The sequence below is a fragment of the Pseudomonas sp. PNPG3 genome, from assembly GCF_023093815.1.
Classification (GTDB): domain Bacteria; phylum Pseudomonadota; class Gammaproteobacteria; order Pseudomonadales; family Pseudomonadaceae; genus Aquipseudomonas; species Aquipseudomonas asiatica.
Genome location: NZ_JALLKV010000002.1, coordinates 126,903 through 152,097 on the forward strand (window position 1 = coordinate 126,903; position 25,195 = coordinate 152,097).

General features: G+C 63.7%; 21 protein-coding genes. 11 read left to right on the plus strand and 10 right to left on the minus strand.

Going from position 1 to position 25,195, the window contains the following annotated elements; genetic code table 11:
* Positions 1-33 precede the first annotated feature (33 nt).
* Positions 34-1,776 carry an autotransporter assembly complex family protein gene (locus tag MJ643_RS02680; RefSeq protein ID WP_024087250.1) on the plus strand — a complete coding sequence of 581 codons (1,743 nt, stop codon included), beginning with the start codon at positions 34-36 and terminating at the stop codon, positions 1,774-1,776.
* Entirely contained in the window at positions 1,773-5,447 is a 3,675-nt protein-coding gene (locus tag MJ643_RS02685) for a translocation/assembly module TamB domain-containing protein (RefSeq protein ID WP_024087249.1), read from the plus strand. The genes MJ643_RS02680 and MJ643_RS02685 overlap by 4 nt, the downstream gene beginning before the upstream one ends.
* 18 nt (positions 5,448-5,465) lie before the next feature.
* Here MJ643_RS02685 and MJ643_RS02690 read toward each other — a convergent pair whose 3' ends face one another.
* The 4 genes from MJ643_RS02690 to MJ643_RS02705 form a co-directional block, all read right to left on the minus strand.
* Complete coding sequence (locus tag MJ643_RS02690; RefSeq protein WP_023661043.1) at positions 5,466-6,020, minus strand: DUF2589 domain-containing protein; 555 nt, start codon at positions 6,018-6,020, stop codon at positions 5,466-5,468.
* Positions 6,021-6,095: 75 nt separating this feature from the next.
* The gene (locus MJ643_RS02695; RefSeq protein ID WP_015270636.1) at positions 6,096-6,755 is read right to left on the minus strand and encodes a DUF2589 domain-containing protein; all 660 of its coding nucleotides are present in this window, start codon (positions 6,753-6,755) and stop codon (positions 6,096-6,098) included.
* A 64-nt stretch (positions 6,756-6,819) separates the two neighbouring features.
* A complete protein-coding gene (locus MJ643_RS02700; protein WP_013972914.1) occupies positions 6,820-7,200 on the minus strand; it encodes a Mor transcription activator family protein in 381 nt (126 codons plus the stop codon).
* Positions 7,201-7,451: 251 nt separating this feature from the next.
* Positions 7,452-7,910 carry a hypothetical protein gene (locus tag MJ643_RS02705; protein WP_044047073.1) on the minus strand — a complete coding sequence of 153 codons (459 nt, stop codon included), beginning with the start codon at positions 7,908-7,910 and terminating at the stop codon, positions 7,452-7,454.
* A gap of 151 nt (positions 7,911-8,061) precedes the next feature.
* Between MJ643_RS02705 and MJ643_RS02710 the strand changes: the two genes are divergently transcribed.
* The gene (locus MJ643_RS02710; RefSeq protein WP_003248064.1) at positions 8,062-8,250 is read left to right on the plus strand and encodes a hypothetical protein; all 189 of its coding nucleotides are present in this window, start codon (positions 8,062-8,064) and stop codon (positions 8,248-8,250) included.
* A 36-nt stretch (positions 8,251-8,286) separates the two neighbouring features.
* On the opposite strand, the gene MJ643_RS02715 is transcribed toward MJ643_RS02710, so the two are convergent.
* Positions 8,287-8,661, minus strand: coding sequence for a hypothetical protein (locus MJ643_RS02715; protein WP_013972911.1), 375 nt, complete (start codon positions 8,659-8,661; stop codon positions 8,287-8,289).
* Between the two features lie 194 nt (positions 8,662-8,855).
* On the opposite strand from MJ643_RS02715, the gene MJ643_RS02720 reads away from it, so the two are divergent.
* Entirely contained in the window at positions 8,856-11,171 is a 2,316-nt protein-coding gene (locus tag MJ643_RS02720) for an acylase (RefSeq protein ID WP_208209130.1), read from the plus strand.
* A 121-nt stretch (positions 11,172-11,292) separates the two neighbouring features.
* Here the strand turns inward: MJ643_RS02720 and MJ643_RS02725 are convergent, their stop codons facing one another.
* Both MJ643_RS02725 and MJ643_RS02730 read right to left on the minus strand, forming a co-directional pair.
* A complete protein-coding gene (locus tag MJ643_RS02725) occupies positions 11,293-12,015 on the minus strand; it encodes a UDP-2,3-diacylglucosamine diphosphatase (RefSeq protein WP_013972909.1) in 723 nt (240 codons plus the stop codon).
* Positions 12,012-12,512 (minus strand): peptidylprolyl isomerase, encoded by a 501-nt coding sequence (locus MJ643_RS02730; RefSeq protein WP_003259195.1) that lies wholly within the window; start codon positions 12,510-12,512, stop codon positions 12,012-12,014. Before MJ643_RS02730 ends, MJ643_RS02725 begins: the two co-directional genes overlap by 4 nt.
* A 247-nt stretch (positions 12,513-12,759) precedes the next feature.
* Here MJ643_RS02730 and MJ643_RS02735 point away from each other — a divergent pair, with 247 nt between their 5' ends.
* Positions 12,760-14,463 carry a glutamine--tRNA ligase/YqeY domain fusion protein gene (locus MJ643_RS02735; RefSeq protein ID WP_013972908.1) on the plus strand — a complete coding sequence of 568 codons (1,704 nt, stop codon included), beginning with the start codon at positions 12,760-12,762 and terminating at the stop codon, positions 14,461-14,463.
* A 9-nt stretch (positions 14,464-14,472) separates the two neighbouring features.
* Positions 14,473-15,855 (plus strand): cysteine--tRNA ligase, encoded by a 1,383-nt coding sequence (gene cysS / locus MJ643_RS02740; RefSeq protein WP_247726592.1) that lies wholly within the window; start codon positions 14,473-14,475, stop codon positions 15,853-15,855.
* A 135-nt stretch (positions 15,856-15,990) separates the two neighbouring features.
* On the opposite strand, the gene MJ643_RS02745 is transcribed toward cysS, so the two are convergent.
* The 3 genes from MJ643_RS02745 to csiR form a co-directional block, all read right to left on the minus strand.
* On the minus strand, positions 15,991-17,382 hold the full coding sequence (locus tag MJ643_RS02745) for an ATP-binding protein (protein ID WP_013972906.1): 1,392 nt from the start codon (positions 17,380-17,382) through the stop codon (positions 15,991-15,993).
* Complete coding sequence (locus tag MJ643_RS02750; protein ID WP_013972905.1) at positions 17,360-18,040, minus strand: response regulator transcription factor; 681 nt, start codon at positions 18,038-18,040, stop codon at positions 17,360-17,362. Before MJ643_RS02750 ends, MJ643_RS02745 begins: the two co-directional genes overlap by 23 nt.
* 200 nt (positions 18,041-18,240) lie before the next feature.
* Positions 18,241-18,936 (minus strand): DNA-binding transcriptional regulator CsiR, encoded by a 696-nt coding sequence (gene csiR / locus MJ643_RS02755; protein ID WP_015270630.1) that lies wholly within the window; start codon positions 18,934-18,936, stop codon positions 18,241-18,243.
* Between the two features lie 195 nt (positions 18,937-19,131).
* On the opposite strand from csiR, the gene glaH reads away from it, so the two are divergent.
* The 5 genes from glaH (at position 19,132) to hemB (ending at position 25,192) form a co-directional block, all read left to right on the plus strand.
* Complete coding sequence (gene glaH / locus MJ643_RS02760) at positions 19,132-20,109, plus strand: glutarate dioxygenase GlaH (RefSeq protein WP_039614233.1); 978 nt, start codon at positions 19,132-19,134, stop codon at positions 20,107-20,109.
* A gap of 114 nt (positions 20,110-20,223) precedes the next feature.
* Positions 20,224-21,486: an L-2-hydroxyglutarate oxidase gene (lhgO, locus tag MJ643_RS02765; protein WP_003260140.1), complete on the plus strand. Its 1,263-nt coding sequence runs from the start codon at positions 20,224-20,226 to the stop codon at positions 21,484-21,486.
* 151 nt (positions 21,487-21,637) lie between these two features.
* Positions 21,638-23,029 carry a GABA permease gene (gabP, locus tag MJ643_RS02770; RefSeq protein WP_023661037.1) on the plus strand — a complete coding sequence of 464 codons (1,392 nt, stop codon included), beginning with the start codon at positions 21,638-21,640 and terminating at the stop codon, positions 23,027-23,029.
* 87 nt (positions 23,030-23,116) lie between these two features.
* Positions 23,117-24,010, plus strand: a complete 894-nt coding sequence (locus MJ643_RS02775) for a PA4780 family RIO1-like protein kinase (RefSeq protein WP_013972901.1) — start codon at positions 23,117-23,119, stop codon at positions 24,008-24,010.
* Between the two features lie 207 nt (positions 24,011-24,217).
* Entirely contained in the window at positions 24,218-25,192 is a 975-nt protein-coding gene (hemB, locus tag MJ643_RS02780; protein ID WP_247726593.1) for a porphobilinogen synthase, read from the plus strand.
* Positions 25,193-25,195 lie beyond the last annotated feature (3 nt).

The window sequence follows — 25,195 nt, forward strand, 5'->3', positions numbered from 1 at the left end:
CCTTGAGCGCCCGGCTCTGGTAGCATGCCCCGCATGACGTATTCAGGAAGATTGACCTGGGGCCTGGTTATCTGGGTCGCCAGTTTCGCAGCATGGGGCCAGAGTGAGTTGCTGGTGAAGGTCAAACCGGCCAACAAGGCGCTCAAGGCCAATGTCGAAGGCTATATCGGTACCCTTGGCGACCGCGATGAAGAAGCGCTGCTGCGCTTCAGTCGCGGCGCCCAGGAGCAGGCGCGCAAAGCCGCGCAGGCACTTGGCTACTACCAGGCGCAGATCGACACAGAGGTCAAGCCCGCCAGCGAGGCTGACCGTTCCCCGCAACTGATCATCACCATCGACCCTGGCGAGCCGATTCGCCTGCGCAACGTGACCATACGCATCGAAGGCCCCGCCAGTGAGATGAAGGCTTTCCGCGTGCCCGACAGCAAGGTCCTGCGCGCGGGTGAACAACTCAACCACGGCCATTACGAAGATGCCAAGCGGCTGATCCAGAACCAGGCGTCGCGCTACGGCTTCTTCAGTGGGCGCTTCAGTCGCCAGCGCCTGGCGGTAGACCCCCAGGCCGGTGTGGCCGATATCGAACTGGTCTACCAGAGCGGCCCGCGCTATCACCTGGGCGCGGTCACCTTCGGTGGCGACACACCGCTGGACGACGACCTGCTGCAGCGTATGGTCTCGTTCAAGCCGGGTACACCTTACGACTCGGAACTGATCGCCGAGCTGAACAATGACCTGCAATCGAGCGGCTACTTCGAAGGCGTGCGCGTGGATGCGGCGCCCACCGCCGCCGTGGGCGAAGAAATCCCCGTGGATGTCCGCCTGCAAACCCGCAAACCGCGCACCATGGGCCTGGGCCTGGGCTTCTCGACCGACGTCGGGCCCCGCGGCAAGGCCAACTGGACCCGCCACTGGGTCAACCCGCAAGGCCATAGCTACGGCTGGGAAACCGAACTGTCGGCACCCCGGCAGAACGTCGGCCTTTGGTACGACATCCCCCTCGACCCGCCGCTGACCGACAAGTTGCGCTTTGCCGGCGGCTACCAGAACGAAGAGATTGCCGGCACCGACACCCTCAGCAAACTGCTGACGGTGGGCCCCGAGTGGCACAGCAAGCTGCCAAGCGGCTGGCAGCGGGTGATTTCCCTCAAGTACCAGCGCGAGGAGTACCGTCTGGGTGATGACTCCGGGCTGAGCAACCTGTTGATGCCGGGGGTGAGTTACTCCTTCCTGCGCAGTGACAACCGCATCGACCCGCACAACGGCTACCGCCTGCAGTTCGATGTACAGGTAGCCAAGGAAGGGCTGGTCTCGGACACCAACCTGCTGCATGGCAACGTGCTGCTCAAGGGCCTGACCACGCTTGGCCATGACCATCGCTTGCTCGGCCGGGTGCAGTTCGGTGGCAGCGCGACCAATGGCTTCAAGAACAACATCCCGCCGTCGCTGCGCTTCTTCGCCGGTGGCGACCAGAGCGTGCGTGGCTATGACTACCAGACCTTGTCGCCGAAGAACAGCGACGGCGACCGCATTGGCGGGCGCTACCTGGTCGCCGGCAGCGTCGAGTACCAGTATTCACTGACCGAGAAGTGGCGGCTGGCAACCTTCGTCGACCAGGGCAACTCGTTCAACGACCTGGAACTGCCAAGCCTGAAGACCGGTGTCGGTTTTGGCGTGCGCTGGGTGTCGCCGGTCGGGCCGCTGCGCCTGGACCTGGCCAAGGCGCTGGATGATGAAGGGGGAATTCGCCTGCACTTTTCCATGGGGCCTGAGCTGTGAAACGCGTGATCAAGTACACTCTGGCGGGCCTGCTGGGGGTAACCGCAAGCCTGGGCCTGGTACTCGGCCTGTTGCTGGGGACCGAAGCCGGCAGCCGCTGGGTGCTGGGCAAGGTGCCCGGGCTTGAGGTGGCTGACTTCCAGGGCCGCCTGGCCGGTAGCTGGCAAGCCAGCCGGCTTATCTGGGCCGATGCCGGCAGCTCGGTAGATTTGCAGGCACCGCTGCTGGCCTGGTCGCCGGCATGCCTGCTGCGCTCTACCTTGTGCATTGACCAGTTGCAGGCGCAGCGTATCGACATGGCCTTTGCGCCCAGCGCCGAATCGGCCGACAGTGGCCCGCTGCAGTTGCCGGCCTTGCGCTTGCCGCTGGCCATCGAACTGGGTGAGGTCAAGGTTGGCCAGTTGCGCCTGGATGGCAATGATCTGCTTGGCGACTTGCAACTGGCGGCGCACTGGACCAATGCCGGGCTGCGCATCGACAGCCTGCAGCTGAAGCGTGACGACCTGCAATTGAGCCTGCAGGGCGACCTGCAGCCCGAAGCTGACTGGCCGGTAGAACTCCAGGCGCAGCTGCAACTGCCAACGGTAGGTGGCAAACCCTGGCAGCTGGCATTGACCGCCACCGGCGAGTTGCAGAAAACCCTGAAACTAGCCGGCACCAGCAGCGGTTACCTCGACGCCACGCTGAACGGGCAATTGCAGGCGTTGGCCGAGCACCTGCCGGCGACCTTGCAGATCCGCTCCGAGGCATTCAAGCCGGCCGCCTCGTTGCCCGACACCGTGCAGTTCAACCAGCTCAAGCTCGACGCCCGGGGCGACCTGCTCAAGGGCTATCAACTGTCGGGGTCGGCCAGCCTGCCGGCCGAGCAGTCGCCGATCGCCTTGCTGTTGTCAGGGCTGGTCGACAGCAAAGGCGCCAGGCTTGATGCCCTGGACCTGAGCGCCAGCGATACCCAGCGGGTCAAGATGCAAGCCACGGCTGACTGGCAGCAAGGCCTGGTCGCCGACGCCCAGTTGGACTGGCAGGACTTTCCGTGGCTGCGCCTGTACCCGCTGGAGACGCCCCCTGAGGTCACCCTCAAGCGGCTCATGGCCCAGGTACATTATCGCGATGGCAACTACCAGGGCACTTTCAATGGCGACCTGGATGGCCCGGCTGGCGCGTTCAGCCTGGCCAGCCCCTTCGAAGGCGACCTGAGCCAGGTGAAGCTGCCGCAGTTGGCGCTGACCGCTGGGCAAGGCAAGGCTGCCGGCAGTGTCGCCGTGCGCTTTGCCGACACCTTGGCATGGGATGTCGACCTGCAGTTGTCGGCGCTCGACCCAGCTTATTGGCTGGCCGAGCTGCCGGGTAACCTGGCGGGTCCGCTGCGCAGCAAAGGGGAGATGAAAGGCGACGCCTTGAGCCTCGATGCCCAGCTTGACCTGAAAGGCCGCCTGCGCGGCCAACCGGCAGTGCTCAAGGTCGAGGCCCAGGGGGCAGGGCAGAGCTGGACCTTGGGTACCCTGGCAGTCCAGCTGGGGGATAACCGCATCAATGGCAGTGGCAGCCTGCAGCAACGCCTGGCCGGGCGGCTCGACCTCGACCTGCCGCGCCTGGGCCAGTTGTGGCCAAGGTTGCAGGGCCAGGTCAAGGGCCGGCTTGACGTCGCCGGTACCTTGCAGGCCCCGCAAGGTACGCTGGCCCTGCAGGGCCAGCGGCTGGCCCAGGCGGAAAACCGCGTGCAGCAGCTGGACCTGGACGCCCGCCTGGACAACGCCCAGCGTGGCGTGATCGAACTGAAGGCCAGCGGCATTCACCTGGGTGACACGGCGTTGGGCACCTTGCAGGCCAACGGCAAGGGCGACATTCGCCAGCAAGCTTTGACCTTGGCGCTGGACGGCCCGCAGCTCAAACTCGACCTCGGCCTGGATGGCCAGTTGAACAAGGGTGACTGGCGCGGGCGCCTGGCCAGTGGGCGGATCCAGGCCGGCGGCCAGGACTGGCAGTTGCAGGCACCGGCGCGCCTGCAGCGGCTGGCCAGCGGCCAGCTGGACTTTGCGGCGCACTGCTGGCGCTCCGGCCAGGCCAGCTTGTGCGGCGACGACCAGCGTCTGGCCCCCGAGCCACGCTTGCGCTACCACCTCAAGCAGTTCCCGCTGGACAGCCTGGCCCAGTGGCTGCCGAAGGACTTCGCCTGGCAGGGTCTGCTCAATGCCGACATCAATCTGGACATGCCGGCCAGCGGCCCCAAGGGCAACATCGTCGTCGACGCCAGTGGCGGTACCCTGCGCGTGCGCGACAAGGACCGCTGGGTCGACTTCCCGTACCAGGCCCTGCGCCTGGACAGCACGCTGGCGCCAAGGCGCATCGATACCCGCCTGGCGTTCCGCGGCGAGCGCCTGGGCGAGCTGAACGTCAACACTCGCCTGGATCCACTGGGCAACAACAAACCGCTGTCGGGTGATTTTCGCCTGGCCGGCCTCGACCTGTCGGTGGCGCGCCCGTTCGTGCCTATGGTCGAGCGCCTGGCCGGGCAGCTCAATGGCAGTGGCCGGCTGTCGGGCACCTTGTTGGCGCCGCAGGTCAACGGCAACCTGATGCTCAGTGGCGGCGAAGTCAGTGGTGCCGAGCTGCCGGTCAGTCTCGAGGACCTGTCATTGCAGGCGTTGATTGCCGGGGAGCAGGTACAGCTCAACGGCGGCTGGCGCAGTGGCGAGGCGGGGCGTGGCCAGCTCAATGGCAACCTGACCTGGGGCCAGGCACTGGGCATGGACCTGCGTCTGCAGGGCCAGCAACTGCCCGTCACGGTCGAGCCCTATGCGACGCTGGAGGTCGCCCCGGACCTGACCTTGCGCCTGATCGACGACAAGCTGGCGGTGACCGGCAAGGTACAGGTGCCCAAGGGTGCGATCACTGTGCGCGAGCTGCCACCGTCCACCGTCAAGGTCTCGGATGACACGGTGATCGTCGGCCACCAGACCGAAGAGGGCAAACCGCCCATGGCGATGGCCATGGACATCGATGTCGAAGTGGGCCGCGACAAGCTTTCGTTCAGCGGCTTTGGTCTCACGGCCAACCTGCTCGGCCATGTGCACATCGGCGACAACCTCGACACCCGTGGCGAGCTGAACCTGGCCGATGGACGCTACCGCGCCTACGGCCAGCGCTTGACCATCCGCCGTGCGCGGTTGTTGTTCGCAGGCCCGATCGACCAGCCGTACCTGGACATTGAAGCGATCCGCAAGGTCGACGATGTGATTGCCGGTATCCGCCTGAGCGGCAGTGCCGAGCAGCCCACAAGCAAAGTGTTCTCGGAACCGGCCATGAGCCAGGAGCAGGCGCTGTCGTACCTGGTACTGGGGCGGCCGCTGGGCACGTCCGGCGAAGACAACAACATGCTCGCCGAGGCGGCCTTGGGCCTGGGCCTGGCGGGTAGCGCCGGCATCACCGGCAGCCTGGCCTCGAGCCTGGGCATCGACGACTTCCAGCTGGACACCGAAGGTTCGGGCAATACCACCAGCGTGGTCGCCAGCGGCAACCTTACCGAGAAACTGAGCCTGCGCTACGGGGTGGGGGTGTTCGAGCCCGCCAACACCATTGCATTGCGCTACAAGCTGAGCAAGAAGGTGTACCTCGAAGCTGCCAGCGGGCTGGCCAGTTCACTGGACATCTTCTACAAGCGCGACTTCTGAGCTGGCGCGGGGCGGCCGTCAACGGACAGTGGCCGCTTCGATGAACTCATTGGTATCGGGCGATGGCGGCGGGCTGGGGGCGCGTACCGGGATGATCAGGCTGGTGTATTCCTCGATCAACCGGTTGAGGGCTTCCGGCGGTTCGCTGGCCTGGAACTGCATGCGGATCTGCACTTCATCAGGGTCACGGCTGTCGCCCTGACGGCTTTGGCCGCCGATGGTGACCTTGAAGCTGGCCGCCTTTGTTTCGCCTGCAGTCAGCAGTGCCTGCTGTGCTTCGGTGCCTTTGACCCTTACCGAAAGGTCGACCTGCATGCGCTCGAGGGCCAGGCCTTTTGGCGACACCAGCGCGAACAGCGGTACGCGCATGATGTGCTGGCCGTCCATGGCCACTTCGACCATTTTGGCTTTCATGGGCGCGCCCAACGCTTCGGTGTCGCATTCGAAGAACTGGTCGAACAGGTTGATGTACTGCTGCGCGATCAGGCTGTTGGTAGCACTGGCGGCTTCCTGCAGGCCACGGGTGATTTCGCGCAGGTCGATGGAAGTCATGGGGGCGGGGGATTTATCCAATGCTTCGACTCCTCAGGCCAGGTGGTGCCCCCCTGTAGCTGGTCAGGGGGGCTGTTCGGGGCAGGGAGGTGCGTCTCAAGAGGTGGCGGCGGCGAGGGCCGAAGCGCCGTCGGCGGCAGGGTTCTTCAAGGTATCGGCCTGGGAAATCAAGTCCTGGCTTTCCAGTGTGGCGGTTTTGACCACGGTCGGCTTTGTCGCGGCGTCGGTCAGGAAGTCGATCACCCGCATCATCGCTTCAGGCGGGTCCTGGCGCTTCAAGGTGGTGTTGAAGGCGTAGCGGGCGCGGGTGTCAGTCTTGCGGGTTTGCGTGGACTTGTGGCTGACGCTGCCTTTCACGTTGAGCCTGAACGGCCCCCAGCCCAGCGAGCCGCTTGCCTCGGCGCTCATGTCCTTGCTGGAAACGTCTTCCGACATCTGGTTGATGACCAGCTCGAACTCGACATTACCTTCTTCGATGGAAATGTTCGGGTGGGTGATGGCTGCCACCAGCGGCACTTTCATGGTCTTGCTGACCACGCCCTTGTATTCGCCTTGTTCGTCGACGATGGTTTCGTCGTAGTCGAACTGGATGGCCACGGCCTTGCCGTCCTGGACGCACACCTGCATCAGGAAGTCGGCGTAGGATTTGCTGGCGGTGACCTGGGCCTGGACCATGGCCTGCAGGGGGCCTGCGATCATGCGGTCCATTGGCAAGGCATTGATTACGGAACCGATGAGGCTGTTATCTATCGACATTGCTGGGTTCTCTTCTGGTTGGGTTCAAAACGTGGCCGTCAGTGGTGGTGACGATGCCGGGGCTTCAGCGCGCGCAATGTTCCTGGCGACGGATGTTGCCGATCTGGCGCAGGCTCAGGCCGTACTTGTCAGCGAGCAGGCTGCGCGACAGGCCGCTGGCGCTTTCCTTCTGGATCTGCAGGTTGCGCAACTGGCGCATGAAATGGTCAGCCTTGGGGATTTCCAGGGCGACACCGGCAAAGCGCTTGATCAGCGCGTCGAGCGCTTCGGCCGGCAGCACGTCGGCAAGCTTGGTGCGCTCGCGGTGCTTGGGGATGTACTTGGGCCTGCCGCCGTAGGCGCAGGTCAGCTGGTAGGCGTTGTCGATGCCGATGCAGTCGATCAGGGCCTGCAGCGAGTGGGGCAGTTGGCTGATATCGATGTGGCTCAAGTCTGGCGTTTGCATATGGCGCTCCTTCGGGACGGATGGGCTGTGCTACCCGATCACCAGCGGCGTTATGTCGAAGGTGTGACTGGATTTTCTGTGACAGCCGAGGCATGTCGCTAGGCGGCATATGGGTTGGGGGTTGTAGCTTCCGTGAACAGGTTTTGCAGGCAGCGATATCCGGCGTTGTAGGACATGGCTTCAACACCTGGCTGTAGCGGGTGATTTCCCATCAGCTCACTCCTTGTGTTGCGCGCTGGGTGTGATAACCATCAATCACACGGATAGCTGCTCAACAGGCTGGCGCTGCGCAGGTAGGCCTGAGGGGAGTCGCGCATGCCTTGCGGCAGCGTGCGCCAATCGACCAGCAGGCACAGGGCATGCAGCGGCTGCCCGTCACGCTGGCCGATGACCTGGTCGGCAAAGCTGCGGCGATACAGTGCCTGGGTCTGCTGTTGCGCTTGTACCCGGTCGGCCTGGGCCAGGGTTTGCCGGGCCAGCTCTGGCAGTTGCGCCTGGGGGGCAGTGAAATGCACCGACGCACCTTTTGCCTGCAAGTAACCGGCCTGGCGCACGCGCTGCCACAGTTGCTGCCATTGGCTGGCGCCGGCGTGGGCAGCCAGTTCGCGGCCCAGTTCGAGCAGTTGCTCGGCCGAGGTCTGGCGGGTGTCCAGCGCATGAAGGGAAAAGGGGGTCAGCAATAGCGACGCGAACAGAAGGGGTTTGTACATGGTGCCTCCGGCATGGGTGCTTGGGAGCACCATGCTTTCAGGCAGGCGCCGCCCCACCCAGCAGGAAATGCAGCGCCGGGGCCGGTGGCCGTTGTATCATTGCCGCGGCTCGTTGCGAGCCATTTGCCCCTGATGTTGCAAGGAACCTTCGATGACACACGTGCAGCGCCTCAAATACTCCCTTCTGATCATCCTGGTGGTACTGGGCCTGATGCTGGGCCTGTCCCACCTGCAGAAGCAGGGTACGATCAGTGAGCAGACCTTCCAGATGCTGGCCATCGCCATCGCCGTGGTGGTCGTGGTGATCAACGGCATCCTGCGGCGCAAGGTCAAACCCTGACTTTGGCGGGCCGGCCAGGTATGGCCGGCCATGCGCTCAGCGCAAAGGCGTTCGTTCCAGCACGGCGCGCGCCTGGGGGGCGAGGCTGTAGCATTTGTCGCTGCCCAGCTGGATGACGCCCTCGCTGCACAGCCGCTTGAGAACTTCGCGCACGCTGAGGAACGACAGCGGGATATCCAGCTGTTCCAGCTGCGCGTGCACGCCGCGCACGCCAATGCTGCGGCCATTGCGGTCGGCGGCGTGCAAGGCATCGATGACCTTGAGGCGGATCAGGCTGGTACGCAGGCCGAAACTGCGCAAAAGCTCGCGGATCTGTTCGTTGCCGATGCGTTCGTCAGCAAAAACGTCCTGTTCCCTGGGCGCTTTGCCTGGGACGCGCCCAGCCTGGATCGAGGGTTGCGGGTTGTACATGTGAATGCTCCTTTTCGTGGACGAACCCGAAATTTGGGTGCCTCACTTACTAGGACGAATGAGAACGGAAAAACTGCAGCCCACTCGCAAAAAAAATCTGGTTCTGTTCAAGACGTTCCATTGCCTTGTGGTACGTAAAATTTTCATTTGGCCATTCGTCTGATCGGGATGATCCCCGAAGCCGAGGAGTGCCTGTGTTTCCACTTTCCCGTCCCATGACTTGCGCTGGCCTGGCCGCCGCCCTGGTAGCCTTCAGCGTTGGCGCAGTGCCGGTGCAGTCCGCCGCAGCCGATGCCAGTGCGCAGATTCGCCGAACCACTTACGGTGTGCCGCACATCGTGGCCAAGGACGAGCGCGGCCTGGGTTATGGCATCGGCTACGCCTACGCCCAGGACAACTTGTGCCTGCTGGCCAATGAAGTGCTGACCGTGAGTGGCGAGCGCTCACGCTACTTCGGTGCCAAGGGCAAGACCCTTGAGCAGCGTGACAATCTGGCCAGCGACGTATTCTTCACCTGGCTCAACACTCCGGCGGCAGTCGATGCGTTCTTGCAGGCGCAGCCGGCACCGGTACGGGCGCTGCTGGCAGGTTATGCCAGCGGGTTCAACCGGGCGCTGGCCGAGCGCCGCAGCCAAGGGTTGCCCGCCGAATGTGGCACCGGCGAGTGGCTGCGGCCGATAAGCAGCGAGGACCTGGTCAGGCTGACCCGTCGGCTGCTCGCCGAAGGCGGTGTCGGGCAGTTCGTCGAAGCGCTGGCCGGGGCGCAACCGCCAATGCAGGCCAGCCAGCCGGCGCCGGCAGGGTTTGCCGCGGCGCTGGCCAGGCAACAGCGTTTTGCCACGGAGCGCGGTAGCAATGCGGTGGCTGTCGGGGCCCGGCGTTCGGCCAATGGCCGTGGTCTGTTGCTGGCCAACCCGCACTTCCCGTGGATGGGGGGCATGCGTTTCTATCAGATGCAACTGACCATTCCCGGCCAGCTCGATGTGATGGGGGCGGCATTGCCGGGCCTGCCGGTGGTCAACATCGGCTTCAACCAGCATCTGGCCTGGACGCACACCGTCGATACGTCGAATCACTTCACCCTGTACCGCCTGCAACTCGACCCCAAGGACCCGACCCGCTACCTGCTCGATGGCAAGTCGCTGCCGTTGGCCCGGCAAACCGTCAGTGTTGCGGTAAAGGCCGAGGATGGCAGCCTGAGCCAGGTGCAGCGCCAGGTCTACAGCTCGCAATTCGGCCCGGTGGTGCAATGGCCGGGGCGCCTGGACTGGGATGCACATGCTGCCTACAGCCTGCGCGACGCCAACCTCGAGAACACCCGGGTGTTGCAGCAGTGGTACCAGATCAACCATGCAGACAGCCTGGTGGCGTTGAAACGCTCGATCGAACAGCTGCAGGGCATCCCCTGGGTCAACACACTGTCGGTGGACCAGGCTGGCAAGGCCCTGTACCTGAACCAGTCAGTGGTGCCTTATGTGGATCAGCAACTGCTGAGCACGTGCAGCAACCCGCAGGCACAAGGGCGCCTGGTAGTACTGGATGGCTCCCGCAGCGCGTGCCAGTGGAAGGTCGATGCGCAGGCCGCACAGCCGGGGATTTTCCCTGCGCGGCTTCTGCCGAGCCTGGAACGCGAAGATTTCGTGCAGAACTCCAACGACCCGGCCTGGATGGCCAACCCGGCGCAACCGCTGACCGGTTATTCGCCGCTGGTCAGCCGCAGTGACCAGCCGCTGGGCATGCGTGGCCGCTTTGCCCTGCAACGCCTGCAGGGTACGGCCCGCTTGGGCGCTGACGACCTGCAGCGCATGGTGACCGATGACGAGGTCTACCTGGCCAGCCTGCTACTGCCTGACCTGCTGCAGTGGTGCAAGGGCGCCGACGTGGATGTGCGGGCCGTATGCAGCAGCCTGGCGGCCTGGAATGGCAAGGCTGACCTGGACAGTGGCATTGGGCTGATACATTTCCAGTACCTGTACGATGCCCTGGCCGAGCACCCGCAAAGCTGGCGGGTGGCCTTTGACCCTGCCGATCCGCAGCATACCCCGCGCGGGTTGGCGGTCGAGCAGGCGGCCGTGCGCAAGCTGTTGCATCAGGCCGCATTGGCGTCGCTCGAGCAGGTGCGTGACAGCGGTATGGCAGGGGAGGTGCGTTGGGGGCAGGTGCAACAGGCGGGCGATGGTACGCCGGTGCCGGGTGGCCCGCAGGCGTTGGGCGTGTACAACGCGATCTACAGCGTGCCGCATGGGCAGGGCAAGCGGTTGGTGGTCAGTGGTACCAGCTACCTGCAACTGGTCAGTTTTACCGACCAGGGGCCAGAGGCCCGTGGGTTGCTGGCGTTTTCCCAGTCCAGTGAAGCGGCTTCGATGCATGCCAGTGACCAGACCAAGGCGTTTGCAGCCGGGCAACTGGCGGTGATTCCGTTTACCGAGGCGCAGATCAAGGCTGATCCGGAGTACCGGGAAGTGGTGATCAGTGAGCGGGACAAGGGGGCGGTGGTCAGCCGGCCTTGAGGTATAAGCCTGTGCCGGCCTCTTCGCGGGTAAACCCGCTCCCACAGGTGCTGCACCAGGGCTGCAAGCAGCACGATACCTGTGGGAGCGGGTTTACCCGCGAAGAAGGCGACTCGGTCGGTCAGGAAAACTCGAACGGCGCCAGCTGAAAGCCTTGCTCGTCAACCTGCAAGGCCCAGCCACGGCGGTCCCAGTCGCCCAGCACGATACGCCGTGCCGGTTGCCCGTCGACCACCAGCTTGTGTATCGCCGGCCGATGGGTATGCCCATGCACCAAGGTACGTACACCATGCGCTGCCATTACCTTCGGCACTTCCTCTGGCGTGACATCGACGATCTCGGTGGACTTCATCCGCGTTTGCGAGCGGCTTTCGCTGCGTAGCTTGCGTGCCAGCTTGTAGCGGGCCGACAGCGGCAGGTGCCGCAACACCCACAGGCTCAGCGGGTTGCGCAGCAAGCGGCGCATTTTCATGTAGGCCAGGTCGCGGGTGCACAAGGTATCGCCATGCATCAGCAGCACCTGCTCGCCACCCAGCTCGATCACGCTGGGGTCGTGCAGCAACGTGCAGCCCGCAGCGTCGCAGAAGGCTTGGCCGATCAGGAAATCACGGTTGCCATGCATCAGATAGATGGCCGTGCCGCTGTCGCTCAGCCGACGCATGGCCTGGCAGACCGACTGCTGGAAGGGCGTCATGGCATCGTCGCCGATCCAGGCTTCGAAAAAGTCGCCAAGGATGTACAACGCCTTGGCGTGGCGGGCACGGCCATCGAGCAGATCAAGAAACGCCCGGGTAATGTCCGGGCGTTCTTCTTGCAGGTGCAGATCGGAGATCAGCAGGATCACTCAACGATCTCGGCTTTCTCGATGATCACGTCGTCCTTCGGCACGTCCTGGTGGCCAGCCTTGGAACCGGTGGCGACCTTTTCGATGGCGTCGACGATTTCACGGCCTTCGATCACTTCGCCGAATACCGCGTAGCCCCAGCCCTGAACGTTCTTGCCGCTGTGGTTGAGGAAGTCGTTGTCGGACGAGTTGATGAAGAACTGCGCCGAGGCGGAGTGCGGCTCCATGGTACGGGCCATGGCGATGCTGTACTTCTTGTTCTTCAGGCCGTTGTCGGCTTCGTTCTGGATGCTGGCGCGGGTCTTCTTCTGGCTCATGCCAGGCTCGAAGCCGCCGCCCTGGATCATGAAGCCCTTGATCACGCGGTGGAACACGGTGCCATTGTAGTGGCCGTCCTTGACGTACTGAACGAAGTTTTCGGTAGTCAGCGGCGCTTTCTCGGCGTCCAGTTGCAGGACGATGTCGCCGTGGTTGGTGCTCAGTTTGACTTTGGACATGCTGAAACTCGCTCTTTCAAGGCAATCGGAATTAGGGTGCGCAGGGCGCGGGTCATCACCTGACGCAGGATCAGGCGATCGCGACACATGGCGCGCACTGGCCATTTTGCCAGGCTGCGGCAAAAAGCCGTGATAAATCACGCCAGTTTGTCCGGGCCCGACTGTCAGCAGCTTGACTGCTTCGGCTATGATAGGCCCTTTGATTCAATCGGCCTACCCAGGCCGGACACGTGCATTCAAGGATCCTATGAGCAAGCCCACTGCCGACAACGCGCCCAACGCCGCTGCCAAAGGCGCCCCCGCTGTCCCTGCGAATTTCCTGCGGCCGATCATCCAGGCCGACCTGGACTCGGGCAAGCACAGCAGCATCGTCACCCGTTTCCCGCCGGAGCCCAATGGCTACCTGCACATCGGTCACGCCAAGTCGATCTGCGTCAACTTCGGCCTGGCCAAGGAATTCGGGGGCGTCTGCCACCTGCGTTTCGACGATACCAACCCGGCCAAGGAAGACCAGGAGTACATCGACGCCATCCAGAGCGATGTCAAGTGGCTGGGCTTCGACTGGGCCGGCGATGTGCGCTACGCCTCCGACTACTTCGACCAGTTGCACGACTGGGCGGTCGAGCTGATCAAGCGTGGCAAGGCCTACGTCTGCGACCTTACCCCCGAGCAGGCCAAGGAATACCGTGGCAACCTCAAGGAGCCGGGCAAGAACAGCCCGTTCCGCGAGCGCAGCGTTGACGAGAACCTCGACCTGTTCGCCCGCATGAAGGCCGGCGAGTTCAAGGATGGCGAGCGCGTGCTGCGGGCCAAGATCGACATGGCCTCGCCGAACATGAACCTGCGCGACCCGATCCTGTACCGTATCCGCCATGCCCACCACCACCAGACCGGTGACAAGTGGTGCATCTACCCGAACTACGACTTCACCCACGGCCAGTCGGACGCCATCGAGGGCATCACCCATTCGATCTGCACCCTGGAGTTCGAAGGCCATCGTCCGCTGTACGACTGGTTCCTCGACAACCTGCCGGTGCCGGCGCACCCGCGCCAGTACGAGTTCAGCCGCCTGAACCTGAACTACACCATCACGTCCAAGCGCAAGCTCAAGCAGCTGGTAGACGAAAAGCACGTCGAAGGCTGGGACGACCCACGCATGTCGACCCTGTCCGGCTTCCGTCGCCGTGGCTACACCCCGGCTTCGATCCGCAACTTCTGCGAAATGATCGGCACCAACCGTTCCGACGGCGTGGTCGACATGTCGATGCTCGAGTTCAGCATCCGTGACGACCTGGACCGCACCGCACCGCGCGCCATGTGCGTGCTGCGCCCGCTGAAAGTGGTCATCACCAACTACCCGGAAGGCCAGGTCGAGCAGCTCGAATTGCCGCGCCATCCGAAGGAAGACATGGGTGTGCGCGTGCTGCCGTTCTCCCGTGAACTGTACATCGACCGCGACGACTTCATGGAAGAGCCGCCGAAGGGCTACAAGCGCCTGGAACCGGCCGGTGAAGTGCGCCTGCGCGGCAGCTACGTGATTCGCGCCGACGAGGCGATCAAGGATGCCGACGGCAACATCGTCGAGCTGCGCTGCTCGTACGACCCGGACACCCTGGGCAAGAACCCGGAAGGCCGCAAGGTCAAGGGCGTGATCCACTGGGTGCCGGCCGAGGGCAGCGTTGAGTGCGAAGTGCGCCTGTACGACCGCCTGTTCCGCTCGCCGAACCCGGAAAAGACCGAGGAGGGCGGCAGCTTCCTGGACAACATCAACCCAGGCTCGCTGCAAGTGCTCAGCGGCTGCCGCGCTGAGCCGTCGCTGGCCCAGGCGCAGCCCGAGGACCGTTTCCAGTTCGAACGCGAAGGCTACTTCTGCGCCGACCTGAAGGACAGCCAGCCGGGCCGCCCGGTGTTCAACCGCACTGTCACCCTGCGTGACTCCTGGGGCAGCTGAGGAACCGCCGTGCTTACCATCTACAACACGCTGAGCAAAACGAAGGAAACCTTCAAGCCGCTGGATGGCAACAAGGTGCGCATGTACGTGTGCGGCATGACCGTGTACGACTACTGCCACCTGGGCCATGGCCGCAGCATGGTGGCCTTCGACCTGGTCACCCGCTGGCTGCGCAAAAGCGGCTACGAGCTGACCTACGTGCGCAACATCACCGACATCGATGACAAGATCATCAACCGGGCCAACGAGAACGGCGAAAGCTTCGACGCCCTGACCGCCCGCATGATCGACGCGATGCACGAAGACGAGCGCCGCCTGAACATCCTGCCGCCGGACCAGGAGCCGCGTGCCACCGACCATATCGCCGGCATGCACGCGATGATCCAGACCCTGATCGACAAGGGTTATGCCTATGCCCCGGGCAATGGTGACGTGTACTACCGCGTCGGCAAGTTCGTCGGCTACGGCAAGCTGTCGCGCAAGAAGATCGAAGACCTGCGCATCGGTGCCCGTATCGAGGTCGACGAAGCCAAGCAGGACCCGCTGGACTTCGTGCTGTGGAAGGGCGTCAAGCCGGGCGAGCCAAGCTGGGAGTCGCCATGGGGCCCGGGGCGTCCGGGCTGGCACATCGAGTGCTCGGTGATGTCCACCTGCTGCCTGGGTGAAAGCTTCGACATCCACGGTGGCGGCAGCGACCTGGAGTTCCCGCACCACGAGAACGAGATTGCCCAGAGCGAGGCGGCCACCGGCAAGCAGTACGCCAACGCCTGGATGCACTGCGGCATGATTCGTGTCAATGGCGAGAAGATGTCCAAGTCGTTGAACAACTTCTTTACCATTCGCGACGTGCTCGAGAAGTATCACCCGGAAGTGGTGCGCTACCTGCTGGTGGCCAGCCACTACCGCAGCGCGATCAACTACTCGGAAGACAGCCTGCGCGATGCCAAGGGCGCGCTGGAGCGCTTCTACCACGCCCTGCGTGGCTTGCCACGGGTAGCGGCCAAGGGTGGCGAAGAGTTTGTCGAGCGCTTCAGCGTGGCCATGAACGACGACTTCGGCACCCCCGAAGCCTGCGCCGTGCTGTTCGACCTGGTACGCGAGATCAACCGCCTGCGCGAAAGCGACGTGGAGGCTGCTGCCGGCCTGGCCGGTCGCCTGCGCGAGCTGGGTGATGTGCTGGGTGTGCTGCAGCTGGAAGCCGATGACTTCCTGCGTGCAGGGGCCGAAGGCAAGGTGGATGCCGCTGAGGTCGAGGGCTTGATCCAGGCGCGCCTGCAGGCGCGTGCGGACAAGAACTGGGCCGAGTCCGACCGCATTCGCGACCAGCTGACTGCCATGGGTGTGGTGCTGGAAGACGGCAAGGGTGGGACTACCTGGCGTCTGGCCGACTGATCGGTTTAAAGGGGGCTGCGCTGCAGCCCATCGCGACACAAGGCCGCTCCTACAGGAATAGCGCCGCATTCAATGCTTGCGTAATCCCTGTAGGAGCGGCCTTGTGTCGCGATGGGCCGCAAAGCGGCCCCGTTTCTATTTGGCCAGGCCCACAAGCGGGCAGTGCAACACCAACCTGGCCCCACCCAGCTCGCTTTCCCCCACCTCCAGTCCGAACCCATGCAGGTCGACGATCGCCGCAACGATCGACAAACCCAGCCCGAACCCCGCATGGCGGTGGCCTTCATCGCTACGGTAGAAGCGCTTCAGCACTGCCGCCCGTTCCTCTTCCGGAATACCCGGCCCGCTGTCCTCGATGGCCAGGTGCAGGCCCTTGTCGTCCTGCGTCGCCGTTATCCGCACCAGCCCACCCTCGGGCGTGAACTTGATGCCGTTGCCCACCAGGTTGGCCAGTGCCTCGAACAGCAGTTCGCGGTCACCATGCAATGCCGACAGTTCGGCCGGCTGCTGCAGTTCCAGGCGGATGCCACCATCTTCTGCCAACGGCAGGTAGAAGTCGTGCAGCTCGACCAGCAACTCGTGCGGGTCAAGCTGGACGAAACCGGCCCGCCGCTGGCGGTCTTCCAGTTCGCTGATGCGCAACAACCCGCGAAAACGCGCCATCAGGGTGTCGGTTTCGCTAATGGCCTGGTCCAGTGCCTCGGCCTGGGTGGAGTCAGCGTCACTTTGCTGGCGAATGCGGTACAGCTGGGCGCGCAGGCGCGTGAGCGGGGTGCGCAGGTCGTGGGCGATGTTGTCGCACACGCCCTTGACCTCGTGCATCAGCCGCTCGATGCGGTCGAGCATGGCGTTGACGATGGCTGCCAGCATGTCCAGCTCGTCGCGCCGGGCCGACAGCGGCAGGCGGTGGGTAAGGTCACCGGCGACGATCAGTTCGGCCTGGGCCTGGATCGCGCGGATGCGCTTGAGTGGGCGGCGCCTCAGCAGGTACCAGCCGGCAAAGCCCGGGATCAGGGTCAGCGAGATCCCCCAAAGCAGGGCATGCAGGATGATCCGGGTGACCACGAACAGCGAGCCGTTGTCGCGCACCAGCACCAGCCAGCGGCCATCTTGCACCTTGATCGCCACCGCGTCGCAGCTGTCACGCGGCATGTGCGGGTCGTCGGCGTCCAGGCAGCGCTTGAGTTCGTGAACCTTGCCGTCCAGCCCCAGCTCTGGCGGGATGGCGCGAATGCGCCCGCCGATCGGGTTGAGCTGGTTGTCGAACAGGCCGTAGGCGTCGAAGCTGCGTTCCTCGAAGGCCTGGCTGGCGACCAGGGCATCGTCCAGCTGTTTGCCGCTCATGTGCGCGAACAGGTGCTGGCGCTGCAGCATCGAATGGCGGGTGAGTTTGTTCAGGTAGCTGGACACCTCGAAGTACAGCACCCCCATGAGGATGCTGCTCCAGGCCACGAACAGAAAGCTGTACAGCGCCAGCAGGCGGCTGGTCGAGGAGCTCCAGCCCTTAGACGGGTTCAGCAATGGCATAGCCGGAGCCCCGTACCGTACGGATCAGCGGCGACTGGCCGGGCGAGTCGATTTTCTTGCGCAGGCGACCGATGTGTACGTCGATCAGGTTGGTGCCCGGGTCGAAGTGGTAGCCCCAGACTTCCTCGAAAATCATCATCCGCGTGATCACCTGGCCGCTATGGCGCATCAGGTACTCCAGCAGCTTGTATTCGGTGGGCAGCAGGTTGAGGGTCTGTTCGCCACGGCGGGCTTCGTGGCTGATCAGGTCCAGTTGCAGGTCGGCGACCTGCAGGCGGGTCTGGGTCATGGGTACGCTGTTGCGGCGCAGCAGCACTTCGACCCGCGCGGCCATCTCGTCGGAGGCGAACGGTTTGGTCAGGTAGTCGTCACCCCCGGCACGCAGGCCGCGCACCCGCTCGTCGACGTCGGAGAGGGCGCTGATCATCAGGATCGGCGTGGCAATCTTGAGGTTGCGCAGCGTGGTGACGATGGTCAGGCCATCGACCTCGGGCAGCATGCGGTCCAGGGTGATCAGGTCGTAGCCGCCGGCAATGGCCTTGGCCAGGCCTTCACGGCCATTGTCGGCCCAATCCACCTCAAGGCCGTGGCTAGTAAGTTCGGCGACGATTTCCTGGCCGGTGACGGCGTCGTCTTCGATGGTCAGTACGCGAGGCATGCTGGTTCCCGGGCAACTAATGGAGACTTGATTGTGCCAAAGAATAGCCAAACGGCGATTTAAGAAAAATTCATCTGGCGTGTTTTGCCTGCACTGGCCTCTTCGCGGGTAAACCCGCTCCCACAGGTGCAGCGTCACACCCAAGGGCGGTGACATCCCTGTGGGAGCGGGTTTACCCGCGAAGCAGGCGCCGCGGTCTTTCAACGTGCGCCAATACCCTCGGCATGCATGATCTGCGCAATGATCGGTACCGGAGTCATCAGGTGCGAGCGCATCATGGCACTGGCGCGCTTGGCGTCCCGGGCCAGAATCACTTCCACCAGGGCCGCATGCTCCTGGCGCTTGAGCTCCAGGGCCTGTTCGGAAAACACCGTCTGGGTCAGCCACAGGTGCCGGTAGCGCTCGGCCTGGTCGAACAGGTAAGTGCGCGCCTGCAGCAGGTGCTTGGAGCCGCAGCCCGAGGCAATGGCCGTGTGGAATGCCTTGTGCCGTTCGTCCCACACATCCAGGCGCTGCTCGCGGGTCTTCACTTCCACCACCTTGGCCAGGGTATGCGAGTGGGCCAGTACCGACGCCTCCCAGGCGTCGTCGCCACGCTCGATGGCCAGGGTGATGATCATCGCCTCCAGGTTGGCGCGGGCATCGTAGATGTCGTTCATCTCGTCCAGCGACATGGGCGCCACACGGTAGCCCTTCTGGCTGATCGCGTTGACCAGGTGCTCGGCCACCAACTGCGACAGTGCTTCGCGCAGCGGGCCCACGCCCAGGTCGTAGCGCTCCTTCAGGGTGCTCATCAGCAGCTTTTCGCCGGGCTTGAACACGCCGCGGATGATGTCCTTCTTGAGCCTCTCATACCCGCTGAATGCTGAGTTTTGTCGGGGGGCGAGCGCTTCCAAGGTACTGTTCCTCAAACGGTTTTGACGATCATACCGAAAGCGTTCGCCGGCGAAAAACAATGGACAAAAACACATTCTGTCTTTGAAAAATAAAAATGTAGACATTTTGCGTTTATGGCGATAATTTTAGCTCGCCCGCACTGATCCAGGTCATGACCGGACGGCGCTACTCATTTTTTCTGCCAGGACACTGCCATGAACGCTTTTACGCAGATCGACGAACTTGTGATGCCACTGCCGCTCGAGCCGCGTGGTTACACCATCGCCCCTTCGAAACAGTCGCCGCGCCTGCTTGAGCTCACCTTTGCCCGCGAAACGGTCGAAGCGTTCGTCCAGGCTGTTGCCCAGTGGCCGGTGCAGGCGCTGGAGTACAAGTCGTTCCTGCGCTTCCGGGTTGGCGAGATCCTCGACGAGCTGTGCCAGGGCACCCTGCGGCCGGTGCTGCTCAATACCATCCTCAACCGCGCCAGCGGCGGCATGCTGATCACCCCGGTCGGCCTGGATGACGTGAGCCAGGCCGAGGACATGGTCAAGTTCACCACCGCCTGCGCACACCTGATCGGCCGCTCCAACTACGACGCCATGAGCGGCCAGTTCTATGCCCGCTTCGTGGTGGTCAACACCGACAACTCCGACAGCTACCTGCGCCAGCCGCACCGGGTCATGGAGCTGCACAACGACGGCACCTTCGTCAACCAGATCACCGACTATGTGCTGATGCTGAAGATTGACGAAAAGAACATGGAAGGCGGCAACTCGCTGCTGCTGCACCTGGACGACTGGGAGCAGTGCGACGAATTCTTCCGCCACCCGCTGGCCCGTCGCCAAATGCGCTGGACCGCACCGCCGAGCAAGAAGGTGTCCGAAGATGTGTTCCACTCGGTATTCGACACCGATGCCGAAGGCCGCCCGACCATGCGCTACATCGACCAGTTCGTGCAGCCGGAAAACTACGAGGAGGGCATCTGGCTGAACGCCTTGTCCGAATCGCTGGAAGGCAGCGAGAAGAAGCTTTCGGTACCGGTCGGTGTGGGTAGCTTCCTGCTGATCAACAACCTGTTCTGGCTGCATGGCCGCGACCGCTTCACGCCGCACGACGGCCTGCGCCGCGAGCTGATGCGCCAGCGCGGTTACGTGGCCTTCCCCAAACCGCTGTACCAGCGCGGGCAATAATGACAGGGCGCGGGGCGGGCGCCCGCCCACGCGTCTTTGCACAAAACGATGCCACCAGGGCCCGCGCGGGCCTTGGTGAGCCAGTCAGGCAATGCCTGCGTGTGAGGTAAGGCTGTGTACGATTTCATCATCATTGGCGGTGGCATTGTGGGCATGTCCACGGCCATGCACCTGATCAAGGTCTACCCGGATGCGAAGATTCTCCTGCTGGAGAAAGAGTCCGGCCCGGCCCGCCACCAGACCGGCCACAACAGCGGCGTGATCCACGCCGGCGTGTATTACACCCCCGGCAGCCTCAAGGCGCGCTTCTGCCTGGAAGGCAACAAGGCCACCAAGGCTTTCTGCACCCAGCACGGTATTCGCTTCGATGAATGCGGCAAGCTGCTGGTGGCTACCAACGACCTGGAAATGCAGCGCATGAAGGCGCTGTGGGAGCGCACCGCGGCCAATGGCCTGGAGCGCTACTGGCTGTCGGCGGCCGAACTGCGCGAGCGCGAGCCCAATATCGTTGGCATGGGCGGCATCTTCGTGCCCTCCAGCGGTATCGTCAATTACGCCGAAGTGACTGCGGCCATGGGCGCCGAGTTCCAGCGCGCCGGCGGTGAGATCCGCTATGGCGCCGAGGTGGTCGGCCTGCAGGAGCTGGCCAGCGAAGTGGTCGTGCGCACGCGTGGCGACCATCATGACGATGAGTTGCGCAGCCGTTTCCTGGTGACCTGCTCGGGCCTGATGGCCGACCGCGTGGTGAGCATGCTGGGCCTGCGGACCGAGTTCGTCATCTGCCCGTTCCGTGGCGAGTACTACCTGCTGCCCAAGCAGCACAACCAGATCGTCAACCACCTGATCTACCCGATTCCCGACCCGTCCATGCCGTTCCTGGGTGTGCACCTGACTCGCATGATCGACGGCACCGTGACCGTTGGCCCCAACGCCGTGCTGGCAATGAAGCGCGAGGGCTACCGCAAGCGCGATGTCAGCCCGGCCGACCTGTTCCAGACCCTGACCACCCCCGGCATCCTCAAGGTGCTGGCGAAGAACTTCCGCCCAGGCCTGATCGAGATGAAGAACTCGCTGTTCAAGGGTGGCTACCTCAAGCAGGTCCAGAAATACTGCCCGAGCATCACCAAGGCCGACCTCACGCCTTATCCGGCCGGTGTGCGTGCCCAGGCCGTATCGCGTGACGGCAAGCTGATCGACGACTTCCTGTTCGTCAACACCGCTCGCAGCGTCAACGTGTGCAACGCACCGTCGCCGGCCGCCACCTCCGCCATCCCGATCGGCGCATACATCGTCGACAAGGTATGCGAGCAGGTCGGTCGCCAGGGCGGCAGTTTCCCCAAGGCCGACCTGGCGCCTCGTCAGCGGGCTGCCGGCTGACCTACCCGTAATACGCCCTGCGGTTTCGTTTTCCTCAACCCGTACTGCCCTACTCACCATCTGGGGCAGGGCGGGCTTTTTCGCGCCTGCGTCGGTGACGTGCAAGCCGGCGGCCCCAGCGTGGGCATGACAAAAACAACAAGGTAGCGCCATGCAAACCCACAAGAACAATTTGAGTCATGGATTGAAATCCCGGCATGTCACCATGCTGTCCATTGCCGGCGTGATCGGTGCCGGCCTGTTCGTCGGCTCCGGCCGTGCGATTGCCGAGGCAGGGCCCGCCACCATCCTGGCCTATATCCTGGCCGGCGCGCTGGTGGTGCTGGTGATGCGCATGCTGGCCGAAATGGCCGTTGCTTCACCGGACACCGGTTCGTTCTCTACCTATGCCGACCTCGCCATCGGCAAGTGGGCCGGCTACACCATCGGCTGGCTGTATTGGTGGTTCTGGGTACTGATCATCCCCATCGAGGCCAATATCGCCGCCACCATCATCAACTCCTGGGTCCCGCAGCTGGAGATCTGGGTCTTGTCGTTGGTGATTACCCTGTTGCTGACCGCCACCAACCTGTTCAGCGTGAAGAACTACGGTGAGTTCGAGTTCTGGCTGGCGTTGGTCAAGGTGGTGGCCATTGTCGGCTTCATCGCGCTGGGGGTATGCGCCATCTTCGGCCTGCTGCCAGGCTCCGGTGTCAGCGGCGTGTCCCGCCTGTGGGACAGTGGCGGCTTCATGCCCAACGGTTTTGGTGCGGTGCTGAGCGCCATGCTGATTACCATGTTCTCGTTCCTCGGCGCCGAAGTGGTGACCATTGCCGCAGCCGAATCGGATGAAGCGGGCAAGCATATTTCCAAGGCCACCAACTCGGTGATCTGGCGGATCACGCTGTTCTATATCCTGTCGATCTTCATCGTCATCGCGCTGGTGCCGTGGACTGACCCGCGCCTGGCCACCGAAGGGTCCTATGTCACGGTGCTGGACACCCTGGGCGTGCCGAATGCCAAGGCCATCATCGACTTCGTGGTGCTGACGTCGGTGACCAGTTGCCTCAACTCGTCGCTGTATACCGCTTCGCGCATGGTCTACTCGCTGAGCCGCCGCGGTGATGCGCCGGCCTGTGCCCAGGTGACCAGCCGCAGCGGCACCCCTGTGGTGGCTGTGCTGCTGTCCACAGGCGCAGCTTTCCTGGCGGTGATTGCCAATTACCTGGTCCCGGCCAAGGTGTTCGGCTTCCTCATGGCAAGCTCCGGCGCCATTGCCCTGCTGGTGTATCTGGTGATCGCCGTTTCCCAGCTGCGCCTGCGTCAGCGCCTGACTGCACAGGGCAAGACGTTGGGCTACCGCATGTGGCTGTTCCCATGGCTGACCTGGGGCGTGATCCTGTTCATCAGCGGCGTGCTGGTACTGATGCTGTTCCGCCCGGATCACCGTCTGGAAGTGGTATCGACCATGGTGCTGGCGGTACTGGTGGTGTGTTCGGGCCTTCTGGTCACACGGCGCCGGGCGCGCGAGGCGGTGGTTGGCAGCGTAGGGCAGGGCGCTTGAGTCGCTCGGCCTGAAGACAGACGAGCAAGTCGCATCAGGCTGTGAGAGGATGTCCGCCATCACAGCCAGGACCCCGAACGCAGCCTGATGAAGACACCCAAAAGAATCGAACCCCTGATCGAAGACGGCCTGGTCGACGAAGTACTGCGGCCGTTGATGAGTGGCAAGGAAGCCGCCGTGTATGTGGTGCGCTGTGGCAGCCAGGTGCGCTGCGCCAAGGTTTATAAAGAAGCCAACAAGCGCAGTTTCCGCCAGGCTGCCGAGTACCAGGAGGGCCGCAAGGTTCGCAACAGCCGTCAGGCCCGGGCCATGGCCAAGGGCAGCAAGTACGGCCGCAAGGAAGCCGAAGACGCCTGGCAGAACGCCGAAGTGGCGGCGCTGTTCCGCCTGGCCGGCGCTGGCGTGAGGGTTCCCAGGCCCTACGATTTTCAGGACGGCGTGCTGTTGATGGAGCTGGTGACCGATGCCGACGGTGACGCGGCCCCGCGCCTGAACGACGTACACCTCGAAGCCGAGGAAGCCCGGGCGTACCATGCCTTCGTCATTCGCCAGATCGTGCTGATGCTGTGTGCCGGGCTGGTGCACGGCGACCTGTCGGAGTTCAACGTGCTGCTTGGCCCGGACGGGCCGGTGATCATCGACTTGCCGCAAGCGGTGGATGCAGCGGCCAACAACCATGCCTTCAGCATGCTGCAGCGCGATGTGGCCAACATGGCCCATTATTTCGGGCGCTTTGCGCCGGAGCTGAAAAGTACCCGGTATGCGCAGGAAATGTGGGCCTTGTACGAGGCGGGCGAACTGCGCCCGGACAGCCCACTGACGGGGTTGTTCGAGGATGACGAACATGCGGCTGACGTGGCCGGGGTGATGCGCGAGATCGATGCGGCCCGGCTGGATGATGCGCGCCGGCGAGCCGCGCGGGCCGAGGCTGAGGCCGGTGTGGCCAGGGCAGAGGAGCCTGCGCCGCCCTGGCTGCAGTAATAGGTTGCCTGCACTGGCCTCTTCGCGGGTAAACCCGCTCCCACAAGTACAGCGCGAATCCCGTGGGAGCGGGTTTACCCGCGAAGAGGCCGGCACAGGAAAAATGCAGCCATTGCCTTTGACGCAAGACAATATCTCGTCATCCGGCCTTTTCACTGGCGCGCGACAGGCATAAGGTATACGCCGTTCAAATTCCCTGGAGCTGTCATGTCCAACCAATTCCCGTCCGTTCGTCCACGCCGCCTGCGCCAGAACGAGTCCCTGCGCACGATCTTCCAGGAAACCGAGTTCCGCCTTGAAGACCTGATCCTGCCGATCTTCGTCGAAGAGGGTATCGATGACTTCGTGCCGATCACCAGCATGCCGGGCGTCAACCGCATCCCCGAGAAGCTGCTGGCCCAGGAAATCGAGCGCTATGCCCGCGCTGGTATCAAGTCGGTGATGACCTTTGGCGTTTCGCACAACCTGGACGCCGTCGGCAGCGACACCTGGAACGAAAACGGCCTGGTCGCGCGCATGTCACGCATCTGCAAGGACACCGTGCCGGAAATGGTGGTGATGTCCGACACCTGCTTCTGCGAATACACCAGCCACGGCCACTGCGGCGTACTGCACGACCACGGTGTGGGCAACGACGCCACCCTGGCCAACCTGGGCAAGCAGGCGGTCATCGCCGCTGCTGCAGGTGCCGATTTCATTGCCCCGTCGGCGGCGATGGACGGCCAGGTCCAGGCCATCCGCAGCGCGCTGGATGGTGCCGGCTTCCACGACACCGCGATCATGGCCTATTCCACCAAGTTCGCCTCGTCGCTGTACGGCCCGTTCCGTGAAGCCGGTGGTACCGCGCTGAAGGGCGATCGCAAGAGCTACCAGATGAACCCGATGAACCGCCGCGAAGCCGTGCGCGAGTCGCTGCTCGACGAGCAGGAAGGCGCCGATGTACTGATGGTCAAGCCGGCCGGTGCCTACCTCGACGTGATCGCCGATATCCGTGCCGCCTCGCGCCTGCCGCTGGCGGCGTACCAGGTGAGCGGCGAGTACGCGATGATCAAGTTCGGTGGCCTGGCTGGCGCCATCGATGAAGGCCGGGTGGTGCGTGAAAGCATTGGCGCGATCAAGCGTGCCGGTGCCGACCTGATCCTCACCTACTTCGCCATGGACCTGGCCCGCGAAGGCATCTGACCG

Bases quoted from the DNA above. Each gene is read 5' to 3' on its own strand.
- MJ643_RS02745 (WP_013972906.1), bottom strand. From the start codon at position 17,382: ATGCCATTGCTGAACCCGTCTAAGGGCTGGAGCTCCTCGACCAGCCGC.
- glaH (WP_039614233.1), top strand. From the start codon at position 19,132: ATGAACGCTTTTACGCAGATCGACGAACTTGTGATGCCACTGCCGCTC.
- MJ643_RS02775 (WP_013972901.1), top strand. From the start codon at position 23,117: ATGAAGACACCCAAAAGAATCGAACCCCTGATCGAAGACGGCCTGGTC.
- MJ643_RS02680 (WP_024087250.1), top strand. From the start codon at position 34: ATGACGTATTCAGGAAGATTGACCTGGGGCCTGGTTATCTGGGTCGCC.
- gabP (WP_023661037.1), top strand. From the start codon at position 21,638: ATGCAAACCCACAAGAACAATTTGAGTCATGGATTGAAATCCCGGCAT.
- hemB (WP_247726593.1), top strand. From the start codon at position 24,218: ATGTCCAACCAATTCCCGTCCGTTCGTCCACGCCGCCTGCGCCAGAAC.
- MJ643_RS02700 (WP_013972914.1), bottom strand. From the start codon at position 7,200: ATGCAAACGCCAGACTTGAGCCACATCGATATCAGCCAACTGCCCCAC.
- MJ643_RS02730 (WP_003259195.1), bottom strand. From the start codon at position 12,512: ATGTCCAAAGTCAAACTGAGCACCAACCACGGCGACATCGTCCTGCAA.
- MJ643_RS02750 (WP_013972905.1), bottom strand. From the start codon at position 18,040: ATGCCTCGCGTACTGACCATCGAAGACGACGCCGTCACCGGCCAGGAA.
- MJ643_RS02735 (WP_013972908.1), top strand. From the start codon at position 12,760: ATGAGCAAGCCCACTGCCGACAACGCGCCCAACGCCGCTGCCAAAGGC.
- MJ643_RS02695 (WP_015270636.1), bottom strand. From the start codon at position 6,755: ATGTCGATAGATAACAGCCTCATCGGTTCCGTAATCAATGCCTTGCCA.
- MJ643_RS02705 (WP_044047073.1), bottom strand. From the start codon at position 7,910: ATGTACAAACCCCTTCTGTTCGCGTCGCTATTGCTGACCCCCTTTTCC.
- MJ643_RS02710 (WP_003248064.1), top strand. From the start codon at position 8,062: ATGACACACGTGCAGCGCCTCAAATACTCCCTTCTGATCATCCTGGTG.
- MJ643_RS02715 (WP_013972911.1), bottom strand. From the start codon at position 8,661: ATGTACAACCCGCAACCCTCGATCCAGGCTGGGCGCGTCCCAGGCAAA.